A 15,224-nucleotide genomic window follows, 5' to 3' on the forward strand; every position below is an offset into this window, starting at 1 on the left:
ACCGCCTTTTCCCTTCTTACACCAGCATGCCCATCGGGTTTTCGATCAAGCGCTTGAAGGCGCCGAGCAGTTCGGCGCCGAGCGCGCCGTCGACGGCGCGGTGATCGGTCGACAAGGTCACCGACATCACGGTGGCTATTCTGATCTCGCCCTTCTTGGCCACCGCCCGTTCCTCGCCGGCGCCGACCGCCAGGATCGTCGCATGCGGCGGGTTGATGACGGCGGCGAAGTCCTTGACGCCGAACATGCCGAGATTGGATACCGCCGTCGTGCCGCCCTGATATTCTTCCGGCTTCAGCTTGCGGCTCCTGGCACGGCCGGCCAGGTCCTTCATCTCGTTGGAGATAGCCGACAGCGTCTTTTCGTCGGCATGCCGGATGATCGGCGTGATCAGGCCGCCGGGGATCGACACGGCGACGCCGACATCGGCGTGCTTGTGCTTGACCATGGCGTTCTCGGTCCAGGAGGCGTTGGCGTCCGGCACCGCCATCAGCGCCATGGCCATGGCCTTGATGACCATGTCGTTGACCGAGAGCTTGTAGGCCGGCGCTTCGCCCTTGTCGGTCTTCTTCATCGGGGCCGCGGCATTGAGCTGCGTGCGCAGCGCCAAGAGCGCGTCGAGCTCGCAATCGAGCGTCAAATAGAAATGCGGAATGGTCGACTTCGCCTCGACGAGGCGACGCGCGATGGTCTTGCGCATATTGTCATGCGGCACCAGCTCGTAGGAGCCTTCGGCGAACAGCTTCAGCACCTGGTCGTCCGACATCGGCTTGGCCGCCGGAGCCGGAGCCGATGGGGCGCCGGCGGGCGCCTTCGCAGCCGGAGCGCCACCGGAAGCGATCGCCGCCTCGACATCGACCTTCACCACGCGGCCATGCGGGCCGGAACCGGTCAGCGCCGTCACGTCGACGCCGGCATCCTTGGCGATGCGGCGGGCCAGCGGCGATGCGAAGACGCGATCGCCTGCGGCGTGGCCGTTGGCGACCGGAGCAGGCTCGGCCTTCGGCGTGGAGGCCGCCGCGGCGGCTGCCGGCTTCGGCGCCTCCTTGGGCGGCTCGGCCTTCGAGGCATCCGCTTTCGGCGCTTCGGCCTTGGGCGCGCCGTCGCCGCCGCTCTTGGCAGCGGCCGAGGCATCCTCGCCTTCACCGGCCAGGATGGCGATCAGCGCGTTGACCTTGACGCCTTCGGTGCCGGCCGGAACCACCAGCTTGGCGACCGTGCCTTCATCGACCGCCTCGACTTCCATCGTCGCCTTGTCGGTCTCGATCTCGGCGATCACGTCACCCGGCGAAACCTTATCGCCTTCCTTGACCAGCCATTTTGACAGATTGCCCTCTTCCATGGTCGGGGAGAGCGCCGGCATGGTGATGTTGATTGGCATGATGTCCTCCCGACCGGCTCAGCGATAAGTGACGGCTTTGACGGCCTCGACGACTTCGCCGACGTTGGGCAGCGCCAGCTTCTCGAGGTTCGCCGCATAAGGCATGGGCACGTCCTTGCCGGCAATGGTGATCACCGGCGCATCGAGGAAATCGAAGGCGCGCTGCGAGACCTGGTTGGCGATGTGATCGCCGACTGAGTTCTGCGGAAAACCTTCTTCCACCACCACCAACCGATTGGTCTTCTTCACCGAGGCGATGATCGTGTCGAAGTCGAGTGGGCGGATGGTTCTGAGATCGATGATCTCGGCGTCGATGCCCATGCCGCGCAACTCGGATTCCGCCTTGAGCGCATAGGTCATGCCGATGCCGAAGGAGACGAGGGTGACGTCCTTGCCCTGCTTGTGGATACGCGCCTTGCCGATCGGCAGCACGAAGTCGTCGAGCTTCGGCACGTCGAAGGAATGGCCGTAGAGGATCTCGTTCTCCAGGAAGATGACCGGGTTCGGATCGCGGATCGCGGCCTTGAGCAGGCCCTTGGCGTCGGCAGCCGTATAGGGCATCACCACTTTCAGGCCGGGGATATGGCTGTACCAGGCGGCATAGCACTGCGAGTGCTGCGCGGCGACGCGGGCCGCCGCTCCATTCGGGCCACGGAAGACGATCGGCGCGCCCATCTGGCCGCCGGACATATAGAGCGTCTTGGCGGCCGAGTTGATGATCTGGTCGATCGCCTGCATGGCGAAGTTGAAGGTCATGAACTCGACGATCGGCTTCAGCCCCGCCATCGCGGCGCCGACGCCGACGCCGGCAAAGCCATGCTCGGTGATCGGCGTGTCGACGACGCGCTTCGGCCCGAATTCCTGCAGCAGGCCCTGCGTGATCTTGTAGGCGCCTTGGTACTCGGCGACTTCCTCGCCCATGACGAAGACATTGCCGTCGCGGCGCATCTCCTCGGCCATGGCGTCACGGAGCGCTTCGCGCACCGTGGTGGAAACCATCTCGGTGCCGGCGGGAATATCCGGATCGGCGGCGATCTCCGCCTTCGGCGCGGCGGCGACAGGAGCGGCAGCGTCGCTCTTGGCTGCGGCCGGGGCTGGCGCCGGCGCGGCTTTTTCAGCCTTGGCGGGCTCTTCACCGACACCTTCGCCGGCCTTGTCGACGTCCTCGCCGTCGACGGCGAGCACGGCAATCACCGCGTTGACCTTGACGCCTTCACTGCCGGCGGGAACCACTATCTTGGCCAGCGTGCCTTCGTCGACGGCTTCGACTTCCATCGTCGCCTTGTCGGTCTCGATCTCGGCGATGACGTCACCGGCGACGACCTTGTCGCCTTCGTTCTTCAGCCATTTGGAAAGATTGCCCTCTTCCATCGTCGGCGACAGCGCGGGCATGAGAATTTCGATCGGCATGTCCTTGCCCTCTCCTTAGAGTACGATGTCGGTCCAGAGCTCGGACGGATCCGGCTCGGCGTCGTTCTGGGCGAATTCGGCGGCGTCGGCGACGATGTCGCGGACTTCCTTGTCGATGGCCTTGAGCTCGTCCTCGCTTGCCCACTTCTTGTCGAGCAGCCGCACCCGGACCTGCTCGATCGGGTCATGCTCGGAGCGCATCTTCTGCACTTCCTCCTTGGAGCGGTATTTTGCCGGGTCGGACATCGAATGGCCGCGATAGCGATAGGTCTGCATCTCGAGGATGAGCGGACCGTTGCCGGCACGGCACCATTCGGTGGCCAGATCGGCCGCCGACTTCACCGCGCGGACGTCCATGCCGTCTACCTGGATGCCGGGAATCTTGAAGGAAGCGCCGCGATGCGAGAAGTCGGTCTCGGCCGACGAGCGCGACACGGACGTGCCCATGGCGTAGCGGTTGTTCTCGATGATGTAGATCACCGGCAGCTTCCACAGCGAGGCCATGTTGAAGCTTTCATAGACCTGGCCCTGGTTGGCGGCGCCATCGCCGAAATAGGTCAGCGAGACATTCTTGTTGTCGCGGTAGCGGTTGGCGAAGGCCAGACCGGTGCCGAGCGACACCTGCGCGCCGACAATGCCGTGGCCGCCATAGAAATGCTTCTCCTTGGAGAACATGTGCATCGAGCCGCCCTTGCCCTTCGACAGGCCGCCACGGCGGCCAGTCAGCTCGGCCATGACGCCGCGCGGCGACAGCTCCATCGCCAGCATGTGGCCATGGTCGCGATAGGCGGTGATCATCTGGTCACCTTCGACCAGCGCCATCTTCATGCCGGTGACCACGGCCTCCTGGCCGATATAGAGGTGGCAGAAGCCGCCGATGAAGCCCATGCCGTAGAGCTGGCCGGCCTTCTCCTCGAAGCGGCGGATCAAAAGCATGCGCCGGTAGGCGGAAAGCTCTTCTTCCTTGGTGAAATCCGCCGGTTTGGGCGCTGACAGATTGGGCTGTTTGTCGGATCTGGATTTTGCGGGCGCTTTTTTGGCGGCGGTGGCCATGCGTCACTCCCTGTTGGCGTCTCTTCGCGGACATTCAGGGAGATCGATCGTCTCCCCACCGATTGCGGAAAGCTAACATGCAAGGATGCATTGCGCCATGCTGAAAAACGCATGGCTGGCATGCATCTAAGCGATTAGAATCATTGAAAATAACGGCGATTAACCGAACTTCGGTTATTTCGTCGCGACAGGCAGCATGATGGTGATTTCGTCGGGATGGGACAGATTGAGCGCCTTTCGGGCCTGCTCGTCAAGCATATCCTTCTCCAGCGTGCCCTCATGCATCAGCTGGACACGGCGCTCGAAGTCGATCCGGCGCGCCTTCACGGCGTCAAGCTGGGCCTGCAATTCAACCGCCCGGGCCTGCAGCCGATATTTGGAATAGATGCCGAATTCGCCGTGATAGGCATGGAAGCCGAAATAGGCCAAAAAGAGCACGCAAAGCGAAGGGATGATCAGCCTGCCGGTGTTTCTCTGCTTGTGCTGACGTGTCCACATGACCCGAACCCTCGCGGCCGCGAACGCAAGCGGCCATGAATCGTATTTCGCCCGATTGTGCTTAATGGACGGTTACGGACCGTGGACTTTGGCGAAGTGGAATGACCGGCGGGCAAGTTGCCTCGACGTGTTTGCGGTCGCGTGGCCCGCATGTGTGAAAAAGGTTGACGTCGTCCTGAAATGATGCATGCATACGCTATGCAATTATTGGACGCCAACAAGCTCGGCGCTCTCGGCGCCGTGATTCGCGACAGCACGGAAGCATCCTTGAGGGAGCTTTCGCCGAGCGCGGCGGCGGTGCTGTCGATGCTGCACTTCAAGCCGGGACTGACGACGACGCAACTCGCTGAAATTGTCGGTGTCAGTCAACCGACTGCTGTACGTTTGATCGACGGGTTGGAGCGGCAGGCGCTGATTGTGCGTGGCAAACCGGAGGGTCGTGTCACGCCGCTGATGCTAACGGAGAGAGGCCACGCCCAGGTCAAGGAGATGCAGGCTCTCCGGCTCACCGCGCTTGACGGATTGCTGTCGGCACTGCGATCGGATGAGCGGCCGCGCTTTGTTTCCATGCTGGATAGGATTCTTGCCGGCGCGACGACCTCCCGGGCCTTCGCGAGAACAACCTGTCGCCTCTGCGAGCATGATCTTTGCGGAGCCGAGGTTTGTCCGATCGGCTGTCGCGCCGCTGAGATCGAGAAACAGGAGAGCGAGCGATGATCATTTCTTACGCTGGGCATTCGCCGGCGATCGATACAGATGCGTGGGTCGCCCCGGACGCCACCGTATGTGGCGATGTCACCGTTGGCGCTGGCAGCCGGGTCATGCATGGCGCCCGCATCGTGGCGGAGGCAGGCGGCTCGATCCGCATTGGCCGCTACTGCATCGTGCTGGAGAATGCGGTGATCCGCGCCACAGCGCGTCACCCTTGCACGATTGGGAACTATTGCATTGTAGGTCCCAATAGCCACGTGGTCGGCGCAGAAGTCGGCGATGAGGTTTTTATCGCTACGGGCGCCGCGGTATTCCATGGCGCACACTTAGGGCGCGGATCGGAAGTCCGCATCAACGGCACCGTTCACCTACGCACCCGCCTCGAGCCTGGCGCCGTCGTACCGATCGGCTGGATTGCCGTCGGCGACCCGGCGCAAGTCCTGCCCCCCGACCGGCATGAGGCAATCTGGTCTCACCAGAAACCGCTCGATTTCCCGGGCTACGTCTACGGCGTCGACCGAAACGAGCCGGACGTGATGCTGAAAATCACAGGAGGCCTATCGGCGGCGCTCGGCGTGCATCGCACGGAAAGCGCTTGAGGAGCGCGGTGCTCCCAGGCGCGTCGCGCGAGGCCCAGCGACGCGCTCTAAAGTCTTTGTTTTGATGTCGTTCTCTCAAAACCGCTGAGCGCCTTTGAGCGACATGCATTAGCGGCTCAGCGAACGAGCGCGCTTACATTCCCTGGAAATTGCCGCGATTAGCCCTTGACCACCGACTTGCCCGCATAGCGCGCCTGCTTGCCGAGCTCTTCCTCGATGCGGATGAGCTGGTTGTATTTGGCCATGCGGTCCGAGCGCGACAGGGAGCCGGTCTTGATCTGCCCGCAATTGGTGGCGACGGCGAGGTCGGCGATGGTCGAATCCTCGGTCTCGCCCGAGCGATGCGACATGACGGCGGTGTAGCCGGCCTTGTGCGCGGTCTCGACGGCGTCAAGCGTCTCGGTCAGCGAGCCGATCTGGTTGACCTTGACCAGGATCGAATTGGCGACGCCCATGCGGATACCGTCGCGCAGCCGCGCCGTATTGGTGACGAAGAGATCGTCGCCGACGAGCTGGGTCTTCTTGCCGATCAGGTCGGTCAGGATCTTCCAGCCTTCCCAATCGTCCTCGGCAAGGCCGTCCTCAATGGTGATGATCGGATAGTCGGCAGCGAGCTTGGCAAGGTACTTGGCCTGCGCCTTCGGATCGCGGGTCTTCTTCTCGCCCTCATAGACGTAATTGCCGTCCTTGAAGAACTCGGTCGCCGCGCAATCGAGACCGAGGGCCACGTCCTCACCCGGCTTGAAGCCTGCCTTCTCGATCGATTCCATGATGAAATCGAGCGCCGAAGGCGCGCTCTTCAGGTTGGGAGCGAAGCCGCCCTCGTCGCCGACATTGGTGTTGTGGCCGGCGTCCTTCAGCTTCTTCCTGAGCGTGTGGAAAATCTCCGAGCCCCAGCGCACGCCGTCGCGCAGCGTCGGCGCGCCGATCGGCAGGATCATGAATTCCTGAAAATCGATCGGGTTGTCGGCATGTGCGCCGCCGTTGATGATGTTCATCATCGGCACCGGCAGGATGTGCGCCTTGGTGCCGCCGACATAGCGGTAGAGCGGCAGGCCCGCGGCTTCCGCCGCGGCCTTGGCGACCGCCAGCGACACGCCGAGGATGGCGTTGGCGCCGAGGCGGCTCTTGTTCGGCGTGCCGTCGAGCTCGATCATCGTCTGGTCGATATGGATCTGGTTCTCGGCTTCCATGCCGCCGATCGCCTCGAACAGCTCGCCGTTCACCGCTTCGACGGCGCGCTGAACGCCCTTGCCGAGATAGCGCGGCCCTCCGTCCCGCACTTCGACCGCCTCATGCGCGCCGGTCGATGCGCCCGACGGCACAGCGGCGCGGCCCATGGAGCCGTCCTCCAGCACCACGTCGACCTCGACGGTCGGATTGCCACGGCTGTCCAGGATTTCACGCCCGACAATGTCGATGATGGCGGTCATTTGCGATGTCCCCGATTGATCGATTGAAGCGTCGCGCCCCTCTTAGCCAAAGCAGAGCAAAAGGCAATCGGCGGGCCCGCATTTATTGCCGCGGGCGTGATTCACGAAGCGCAATTTTCTGTCATCATAAGTCATGCGCGCTGTGTGACCATCTCGTCTATGGTCACGTTCGCGCGGGGCGAAACAGGAGGAGTTTCGCCATGTCCCAGTTGAGCGGTATCGTGAGTTTGTTCCTGATCGCGGCAGCGTTCCTGACGTCATGCGACGATCAGAAACCCCAGCAGAGCTCGGTGGAGCTATCAACTCTCGACGCGGCGGAATAGTTAAACGTCAAATGCCCCCGGCTTTATGTCGGGGGCCTTTCGATTCCCAGCTTGCCGATCGCGCGATCAATGCCAATAGGGCTTCACATGGTAATACTGGAATGAAGCATCGCGGGCGGCTTCGCCGTCAGCGCCGGTCAGCTCGTCGATCGAATAGGCGGGCGCGGCCTGGAGCTGTTCCTTGGTGAACGGCACGACGTAGCCGCCTCTGTCCTCGTCATAGTCGAGTGTCGCCCACGGAACGGCGTGGTATTTCTCGCCCATGCCGAGAAAGCCGCCGAAGCCGATCACGGCGAACATGATGCCATTCGACATCTTGTCGAGCATGACGTCCTCGATGCTGCCGATGCTCTTGCCTTCGGTGTTGTAGACCGACGTGCCGATGACGCGCGAGGCGGCAATGGCTTCGGTATGCCCGGACGGGGTGGTCATGATGGTGCTCCTCTCGTTTGAATGCCTGCACCGACAATGAGAGGAGCGGGTGAAGGTTCCCGACTTTTGCTTCAGCTGTCGGCGAAGTAGCGCCAACTCACCACAAGCCGGCGCAGGATCGAGTCCGTCGCCGGAATCAGCGGCCCTTGGCGATCCGATCAAATGCCATGAGCTTTTCCAGCAGCGCCGGCATGTCCTTGAGAGGCACCATGTTGGGGCCATCCGAAGACGTCGAATTGTCCGGGTCCTGATGCGTTTCGATGAAGACGCCGGCGACACCGACGGCAACGGCCGCGCGCGCGAGCGTCGCGACAAAGCGCCGTTCGCCGCCGGAGGAGCCGCCCTGCCCGCCCGGCTGCTGCACGGAATGGGTGGCGTCGAAGATCACCGGGGCGCCGATCTCGGCCATGACCGGCAGAGCGCGCATGTCCGAGACCAGCGTGTTGTAGCCGAACGAGACGCCGCGCTCGGTGGTGAGCACATTCGGGTTGCCGGAGCCGGTGATCTTGGCGACGACGTTCTTCATGTCCCAGGGCGCGAGGAACTGCCCCTTCTTCACGTTGATGACCTTGCCGGTCCTGGCGGCGGCGACCAGCATGTCAGTCTGGCGCGACAGGAAGGCGGGAATCTGCAGGACATCGACATGGGGTGCTACGATCGCGCATTGCTCCTCGTTGTGGACGTCAGTCAGCACAGGAACGCCAAACTCCTTGCGCAGATCGTCGAAGATCGGCATCGCCGCATCGAGCCCCGCGCCGCGCGTCGCCGACAGCGAGGTGCGGTTGGCCTTGTCGTAGCTGGTCTTGTAGACGAGGCCGATTCCCAGACGTTCCGTCAATTCCTTCAGCGCGCCAGCCATGTCGAAAGCGTGCTGACGCGATTGAAGCTGGCACGGGCCTGCGATTAGCGACAGCGGCGCATTGTTGGCGAAGACGACCTTGCCGACGGTTACCGATGCGTTGGGCGCCAGGGGCTTGCTCATGGGATCTCCCGGAAGATGAAGGCGGCGCCCTGTCCGGGCGCCGACGGAACGACGATGTCATTGCCGCTCATGTCGTGATCGATAGCCCCGGCCGCAAGCGCGCGCGCAACTGTAGCTTTGCCGCGGATCGAGAAAACAATCGCCTGAAACTGTAAACGCGGTGAGGGTTCGGCCGCCAGGCCGAAGCGCTGCGCGTAGGTTTCGGGCGTGACGATGCTCAAGATTGCATTCGGCAACCGCACCACGTCACCGTCTGCGTCTGACCCGGCGGCGATCGAGATCAATGCAATCTGTGCGGAAGGCACATCGCTCACGGCGATCACCTCGACGATGCCGGTCACGGCATTGGCATGGGCCTGCAACGCCGTGCGATCGATCTTCGGCGCGTTGACGCGCTCGCAGGCGAAGAAAAAGGCGTCCGTCGCTCCCTTGCCGGCCGCGAAGGCCAGCTTGAAGGACGCCGTGTCGCTCTTTCCGTTCGCACCTGTGAACGCGCGTGAGAAACGCAGCGTATCGCCGGCTGACAGACCGGCTTCGACAAAACGCATATGGTCGGCATCGGCATTGCCGGTTCCAAGCACGACGGCGGAAAAACCTTCCTCGCCCAGCCGCTCGCGATAAAGGCGGTCGCGCGCTATGAAAACATTGCCGGCCGCAATCGCTTGTCTTGCCGCCTGTTCATTTCCCACCGCCAGCGGCTCGAGATAGGTGCCGTCGGCGAAAAAGACGCAGGCATTCTCCGTGCCGAACGGGTGGATGCCCGTGGGGGCGACGACGAAGCCGAGCGAGGCCAGACGCGACCGCGCGGCATCGAGGCTCCGCGTCGGCAGCACGAGATGGTCGAGCGGATGGGCGGAGCTTTCGATCATGCCGGCGGGGTAGTGCCCCATTCCGCCCTGCGGTTCAAGTGCACCGACCGCCGGCCGCGGCTTTTGCGGCTCAGGCAGCGGCCACGACATCGGCAGAATAACGCAGCTCGCGCAGCGGCTTCACCTTGCTGGTCGTATCCGCATAGATCGGATGCGCCTTGTAAGCGGCAAGCGCCGCCTCGTCCTCGAACTCGGCATAGACGACGACATCGATCGCATTGGAGAACTGATCGACCTTGGTGTTGAGCGTCACCTCGAAATGCTTCGAGTGCGGAATCTTGCCGAGCGCCAGCAGGCCCGAGCGCACAGTCTCGACATCTTCCTTGCGTCGCACGCTGAAGAAAACGATGTGCCGGATCAAGCCAGCCTCCCTGGTCTTCGCTTCAGCGGCGTTTTTGTGGGAGCGATGCCCAGGCGTCAACCGGCAACGATGTCGCGCCCGCGATGCGAAACCGGCGAGACTTTACCCGGTAACATAGCGCACGATGCGCGACACTTCCCGCACGGTCACATCGAGGTAGTGGCCGCGATTGTAGAGTCCGTCCCAGAACAGGAAGAAGGTGATGGAGGCGATGACGATCACATAACGCATGGCTAAAACTATCCCAAGCGGACGGCCGGAACCAGAGCGGCCGGAGCAGCGATTTTGGCAGTTCACTGCTTTTTGCCTGAGGACGCTTTCCCGTCAGCGGCGGCGCGGGCGGCCGGCCAGGCAGCCGCGTCGACGCCGCACGATGTCAAAGCATGATGCGGTATTTGGCGAAGCCTGCCTCGCCCTCGCCTGCCGGCTCGATCTTCAACGACTTGACCTCGGCAATGAAATCCTTGGCCCTCGGGCCGGTCTCGAAGACGACGCTGGCGCCGGGCAGCGGCGCGAACGACCAGTTGCCGTCCGCCGACGGATTGATGGTGCCCTCGCTGACGACGTAGCGCACGATCACGTCGCGGTTGGTGTCGGGCGCCTCATAGATGATCTTCGAGGCGTTGATATCGGGAAAGTTGCCACCACCGCCGGCACGGTAGTTGTTGGTGGCAACGACGAATTTCGCTGCCGGATCAATCGGTTTTCCGTCGAATTTCAGGTCGGCGATGCGGTTGGAGCCTGTGTTCGCGATGCCGCCCTTGGCATCGTATTTCGGCGGCCGCGACAGGTCGATCCTGTAGGTGACGCCATCGATGACGTCGAAATTGTAGGACGGGAAATCGGTGTTGATGAGCGGCTGATCCGCCTTGCCCGGCTCGATATGGTTGAAGATGCCGGCCGACATCTCCAGCCATTCCTTCACCTCGGCGCCGGTGATTTCGACGGCGCGCACCGTATTCGGATAGAGATAGAGATCGGCGACGTTCTTGATGGCGATATCGCCCACTGGAACGTCGGTATAATAGTCGGCGCCGTTGCGGCCGCCGGCCTTGAAGGGTGCCGCCGCCGATAGCAGCGGCACATCCTTCCACCCAGTGCTCTTCAATATGTCCTTGAGATACCAGGTCTGCGCCTGGTTGACGATCTGCACCGACGGATCGTCGGCCACCAGAGCGAAATAGGAATAGAGCGGCGCCGAGGTCTTGCCGACGGGGCGGCGCACATAGGCAAGGGTTGCCTCGTGGTCCTGCTCGAGCGCCGCGATGATGCGCTTGTCGTCGCCAACTGTCGCTTGGTTCTTGTTGTCGACGCGTTCATAGATCGGCCGCGCCTCGGAGGTGGCCGAGACGACTCGCCATTTCGAGCCGTCGCGCTCCAGAAGCAGGTCGATCAGACCCATATGCGAGCCCCAGAAGCCACCCATGACCGCCGGCTTGCCCTGCAGCGTGCCCTTTTCGGTGTCGACACCTGCGAGCGCCTGGAAATCCTTCTTGCCGGGGAACACCAGGTGCTGGTGGCCGGTAAAGACCGCGTCGATGCCCTCGACGCCGGCGACGAAGAAGGAGGCGTTCTCCATCTTGTCGCCCTGCTTGATGTCGATGCCGGAATGCGAGAGCGCGATGACGATGTCGGCGCCTTCTTCCCTGATCTGCGGCACCCAGGCCGTGGCCGCCTCGACGATGTCGCGCGTCTGGACGTTGCCTTCGAGGTTCTTCAGGTCCCAGACCATGATCTGGGGCGGCACGAAGCCGATGACGCCGATCCTGATCGGTTGCTCGGCCCCCGACCCATCCTTGATCTTCCTGTCGAGGATCACATAGGGCTTGAGGTAGAGCTTGTCGTCGCGCGGGCTCGTGGCAAGCGTGGTGCCGCGTATCAGGTTCGCGCAGACGAAGGGAAAGTTGGCCCCAGCCAGCACCTTGTCGAGAAAGGACAGGCCGTAATTGAATTCATGGTTGCCGAGCGTCGAGCATTCATAGCCGAGCAGGTTCATGCCCTTCATGACCGGGTGCAGGTCGCCATCCTTCATGCCCTCCTCATAGGCGACATAGTCCCCCATCGGGCTGCCCTGCAGCAGGTCGCCATTGTCGATCAGCATCGAATTGGTGGCTTCCTTGCGCATCGCATCGATCAACGAGGCGGTGCGCGACAGGCCCATCGTGTCGTTCGCTTTGTCGGCGTAGTAATCGTAAGGCAACAGGTTCACATGGATGTCGGTCGTCTCCATGATCCTGAGATGCGCCTGGTTGGCCGCGGCACGGGCGGAGAACGGATGCAGCATGATCAGCGCGCCGCCGGCAGCGACGCCGGCCAGGAATTCGCGACGGGAGATGGGCAGTCGTGACATTTTCTTCTCCTCTTCGACAACGCGACAACCCCTTGCCCCAGGCACGGAGCATGGCGCTGAAGGCGTGTTGAGTCCACGTGCGCGGAAAGCCGTTCAATCACGACAAGGTGACGGGTCGATGAAGCAGGCTGCAGCGGGGCGATCAGCTTTTGTCGTCGTCGCCCTGCGTGATCAGGCGGGCGCTGCGCTGGCCCGTAAAGTATATCCATAGCCAGCTAAGCGAGACCGCCAGGCGGTTGCGGAAATCGATCAGGAAATAGATGTGCGCTATGCCCCAGAGCCACCAGGCGAGCCAGCCGGTGAGCTTGATCCAGCCGAAATCGATGGCGGCGGCGCGCTTGCCGATCGTCGCCAGATCGCCGTCATGACGGTATTGGAAAGGACGCTTCGCCATGTCGCCGGCGAGCCGCGCCTTGATCGTCGCGGCAACATGCTTGCCCTCCTGCTTGGCAGAGGGCGCCACACCCGGCACCGGCTTTCCATCCGGCCGCAGCACATGGGCGGTGTCGCCGATGACGAAAATGTCTGGACTGCCCGGCACGGTGAGATCGGGTTCGACGATTACCCTGCCCGCCCGGTCGGCCGGCGCTGCCAGCCATTCGGCCGCCGGCGAAGCGGCAACGCCAGCCGCCCAGATGATCGTTCTTGCAGGCAGGCGCGTGTCGCCGAAGACGACGCCTTCGGCATCGAGGTGCGTGACCGGACGCCCGAGCTCGACGGTGACGCCCAGCCGTTCCAGCGCCTTGCGGGCATAGTCGGAAAGCTGCGGCGCGAAATTGGCCAGGATCCGGTCGCCGGCTTCGATCAGCACGACGCGCGCCTGGCTTGGGTCGATGTTGCGGAACTCGCCGCGCAACGTGTCATGCGCGAGCTCGACAATGGTACCGGCGAGCTCGACACCGGTCGGCCCGCCGCCGACGATGGCCAAAGTCAGCAGCGCCTGGCGCTTGGCCGGATCGGTTTCGCGCTCGGCCTGCTCGAAAGCGAGCAGGATACGGCGCCGGATCGTCGTGGCATCCTCAAGCGTCTTCAGACCCGGCGCGAACGGCTCCCATTCGTCATGGCCGAAATAGGCGTGGCGCGCGCCGGTGGCGAGCACCAGCGTGTCATAGGGGATCGAGCTGCCGTCCTCGATCAGCACGCGCTTGCCGGCGCGGTCGACGCCGGTGACATTGCCGAGAAGCGTCATCACGTCCTTGCGCCTGCGCAGAAGATGGCGGATCGGCCAGGCGACTTCCGAGGTCGCCAGCGACGTCGTCGCCACCTGGTAAAGCAGCGGTTGGAAGAGATGGTGGTTGCGCTTGTCGATCATGGTGATGCGCACCGGAGCTCCCGCCAGCGCGCGCGTGAGTTCGAGGCCGCCGAAGCCGGCGCCGACGACAACGACTTGATGCTCGGTTTCGCTCATTTCATTCCACCTCGCCAAAGTGCAATCCTACCGATGATGTAAGCATTTTTGTGCACTGCAACAATATTGCGCATGGCAACGGTCATGCCCGGGAGTCGCCGTGCGGCGTCGTGAATGCACATGCGGTCGCACAGGCGCGAGTATAGCGTGAAACAAAACGACAGGAGCCAAGCATGGCTGACAAACACGACGACGAAGGCCCGGCCCAATACGCCTCACCGCCCTGCTTCATGCACGAACTCGACCCGGAATACCGGGAGCCGCTCTCCGACTGGACGGATGTTCGGCGATGGCGCAAGGCCGAGCGTGAGCGACTCATCACCGGGCGCCTCGCCGTTTCAGCCGATGCGCGCGCCGCCATGTCGGCACGCATAGCGGAAGGCCTCGACGCGCTGATCGGCGACATAGCCGGCCGGATGGTCAGCCTTTACTGGCCGTTTCGCGGCGAGCCGGATCTGCGTGGCTGGATGGCCTCGATCAACGATCGCGGTGGGCGCACCGCGCTGCCCGTCGTCATCGAGAAGGGGCAGCCGCTGGTGTTTCGCGCCTACAAACAGGGCGACCGGCTGGAAAAGGGCGTGTGGAACATTCCGATCCCGGCCGAGGGCGACCCGGTGCTGCCCGACATCGTGATCTCGCCGATCGTCGGCATCGATCCAGGTAACTATCGGCTGGGTTATGGCGGCGGCTTTTACGATCGCACGCTTGCCGCAATGCCGTTCAGGCCGCTGGTCATCGGCGTCGGCTACGAATTGCAGCGCATTCCGACCATCTACCCGCAGCCGCACGATATCCCAATGACTACTGTGGTGACCGAAGCCGCAGCGGTTTAAGCCATCTCAGGCCGCAGCCCGACCGCCGTGCGATCGACGATCTCGCGCAGCGCAAAGGACGAGTTGATCTTGGTCACGTGCGGCATGGCCGACAGCCATTCCTTGTGGATACGCTCATAGTCGACGAGGTCCTTGGCCGCGATGCGCAGGATGTAGTCGTATTCGCCCGACATCAGATGGCAGGAGAGCACGTTCGGGCAGCGCTTGATCGCCGCCTCGAAATCCGACAGCGTCTTTTCGAATTGCCCCGACAGCGATATGTGCACGATCGCCGTCATCTGGTGGCCGAGCGCGGAATTGGAAAGCCGCGCGTGGTAGCCGCGGATGGTTCCGGACTTCTCCAGATTGTCGAGCCGGCGCGAACAGGCCGATTGGGAAAGGCCGACCTTCTCCGCGAGCGCCGCATTGGGGATCCGGCCATCCTTCTGCAAAGTCTCCAGAATGGCGATATCAATCCTGTCGAGCCGCATTTTTCGTGGTTCCTGCGAATTTCAAGTCGTTTTGCGCAACGATTATCGAAGAGCGACCATTGCCGCAAGTGCATTCGCAAACACATACGGAACGATTCGTGGTTGACTGCG

At 63.0% G+C, this 15,224-nt stretch carries 17 protein-coding genes; 4 read left to right on the forward strand and 13 right to left on the reverse strand.

Annotation, left to right across the window (positions count from 1 at the left end; translation table 11 throughout):
- Positions 1-16: 16 nt before the first annotated feature.
- The 4 genes from FJ419_RS26815 to FJ419_RS26830 all read right to left on the reverse strand — a co-directional run bounded on the left by FJ419_RS26815 (position 17) and on the right by FJ419_RS26830 (position 4,342).
- On the reverse strand, positions 17-1,381 hold the full coding sequence (locus FJ419_RS26815) for a pyruvate dehydrogenase complex dihydrolipoamide acetyltransferase (RefSeq protein ID WP_140700298.1): 1,365 nt from the start codon (positions 1,379-1,381) through the stop codon (positions 17-19).
- 18 nt (positions 1,382-1,399) lie between these two features.
- Positions 1,400-2,791, reverse strand: a complete 1,392-nt coding sequence (locus FJ419_RS26820; RefSeq protein ID WP_140700300.1) for a pyruvate dehydrogenase complex E1 component subunit beta — start codon at positions 2,789-2,791, stop codon at positions 1,400-1,402.
- 15 nt (positions 2,792-2,806) lie between these two features.
- The gene (gene pdhA, locus FJ419_RS26825) at positions 2,807-3,844 is read right to left on the reverse strand and encodes a pyruvate dehydrogenase (acetyl-transferring) E1 component subunit alpha (protein ID WP_140700303.1); all 1,038 of its coding nucleotides are present in this window, start codon (positions 3,842-3,844) and stop codon (positions 2,807-2,809) included.
- A gap of 174 nt (positions 3,845-4,018) precedes the next feature.
- Complete coding sequence (locus tag FJ419_RS26830) at positions 4,019-4,342, reverse strand: septum formation initiator family protein (RefSeq protein WP_140542899.1); 324 nt, start codon at positions 4,340-4,342, stop codon at positions 4,019-4,021.
- A 180-nt stretch (positions 4,343-4,522) separates the two neighbouring features.
- Between FJ419_RS26830 and FJ419_RS26835 the strand changes: the two genes are divergently transcribed.
- Together FJ419_RS26835 and FJ419_RS26840 are read left to right on the forward strand one after the other, a co-directional pair.
- On the forward strand, positions 4,523-5,059 hold the full coding sequence (locus tag FJ419_RS26835; RefSeq protein ID WP_140700305.1) for a MarR family transcriptional regulator: 537 nt from the start codon (positions 4,523-4,525) through the stop codon (positions 5,057-5,059).
- Positions 5,056-5,652, forward strand: coding sequence for a gamma carbonic anhydrase family protein (locus tag FJ419_RS26840; protein WP_140700307.1), 597 nt, complete (start codon positions 5,056-5,058; stop codon positions 5,650-5,652). Before FJ419_RS26835 ends, FJ419_RS26840 begins: the two co-directional genes overlap by 4 nt.
- Before the next feature lie 158 nt (positions 5,653-5,810).
- On the opposite strand, the gene eno is transcribed toward FJ419_RS26840, so the two are convergent.
- Positions 5,811-7,085 (reverse strand): phosphopyruvate hydratase, encoded by a 1,275-nt coding sequence (gene eno / locus FJ419_RS26845; protein ID WP_140542896.1) that lies wholly within the window; start codon positions 7,083-7,085, stop codon positions 5,811-5,813.
- A 200-nt stretch (positions 7,086-7,285) separates the two neighbouring features.
- Between eno and FJ419_RS31495 the strand changes: the two genes are divergently transcribed.
- Positions 7,286-7,408 carry a hypothetical protein gene (locus tag FJ419_RS31495; protein WP_281405839.1) on the forward strand — a complete coding sequence of 41 codons (123 nt, stop codon included), beginning with the start codon at positions 7,286-7,288 and terminating at the stop codon, positions 7,406-7,408.
- A 66-nt stretch (positions 7,409-7,474) separates the two neighbouring features.
- Here the strand turns inward: FJ419_RS31495 and FJ419_RS26850 are convergent, their stop codons facing one another.
- The 7 genes from FJ419_RS26850 to FJ419_RS26875 all read right to left on the reverse strand — a co-directional run bounded on the left by FJ419_RS26850 (position 7,475) and on the right by FJ419_RS26875 (position 13,810).
- Complete coding sequence (locus FJ419_RS26850; protein WP_095765629.1) at positions 7,475-7,840, reverse strand: PRC-barrel domain-containing protein; 366 nt, start codon at positions 7,838-7,840, stop codon at positions 7,475-7,477.
- Positions 7,841-7,976: 136 nt separating this feature from the next.
- Positions 7,977-8,822 carry a 3-deoxy-8-phosphooctulonate synthase gene (gene kdsA / locus FJ419_RS26855; protein ID WP_140700309.1) on the reverse strand — a complete coding sequence of 282 codons (846 nt, stop codon included), beginning with the start codon at positions 8,820-8,822 and terminating at the stop codon, positions 7,977-7,979.
- Positions 8,819-9,691, reverse strand: a complete 873-nt coding sequence (locus FJ419_RS26860) for a VOC family protein (RefSeq protein WP_140700327.1) — start codon at positions 9,689-9,691, stop codon at positions 8,819-8,821. Before FJ419_RS26860 ends, kdsA begins: the two co-directional genes overlap by 4 nt.
- Before the next feature lie 70 nt (positions 9,692-9,761).
- Positions 9,762-10,052, reverse strand: coding sequence for a Dabb family protein (locus FJ419_RS26865; RefSeq protein WP_095765474.1), 291 nt, complete (start codon positions 10,050-10,052; stop codon positions 9,762-9,764).
- Positions 10,053-10,154: 102 nt separating this feature from the next.
- Positions 10,155-10,283 (reverse strand): hypothetical protein, encoded by a 129-nt coding sequence (locus FJ419_RS31500; RefSeq protein ID WP_263481783.1) that lies wholly within the window; start codon positions 10,281-10,283, stop codon positions 10,155-10,157.
- Between the two features lie 145 nt (positions 10,284-10,428).
- Complete coding sequence (locus FJ419_RS26870; protein WP_140700311.1) at positions 10,429-12,402, reverse strand: bifunctional 2',3'-cyclic-nucleotide 2'-phosphodiesterase/3'-nucleotidase; 1,974 nt, start codon at positions 12,400-12,402, stop codon at positions 10,429-10,431.
- 142 nt (positions 12,403-12,544) lie between these two features.
- Positions 12,545-13,810, reverse strand: a complete 1,266-nt coding sequence (locus FJ419_RS26875; RefSeq protein WP_140700314.1) for an NAD(P)/FAD-dependent oxidoreductase — start codon at positions 13,808-13,810, stop codon at positions 12,545-12,547.
- A gap of 173 nt (positions 13,811-13,983) precedes the next feature.
- Here FJ419_RS26875 and FJ419_RS26880 point away from each other — a divergent pair, with 173 nt between their 5' ends.
- On the forward strand, positions 13,984-14,643 hold the full coding sequence (locus FJ419_RS26880) for a 5-formyltetrahydrofolate cyclo-ligase (protein WP_140636542.1): 660 nt from the start codon (positions 13,984-13,986) through the stop codon (positions 14,641-14,643).
- On the opposite strand, the gene FJ419_RS26885 is transcribed toward FJ419_RS26880, so the two are convergent.
- Entirely contained in the window at positions 14,640-15,113 is a 474-nt protein-coding gene (locus tag FJ419_RS26885; protein WP_040982960.1) for an Lrp/AsnC family transcriptional regulator, read from the reverse strand. The two genes, FJ419_RS26880 and FJ419_RS26885, sit on opposite strands and share 4 nt — an antisense overlap.
- Positions 15,114-15,224: the final 111 nt, after the last annotated feature.

Origin of the sequence: Mesorhizobium sp. B2-6-2 (assembly GCF_006440615.1) — a bacterium.
Taxonomy (GTDB): domain Bacteria; phylum Pseudomonadota; class Alphaproteobacteria; order Rhizobiales; family Rhizobiaceae; genus Mesorhizobium.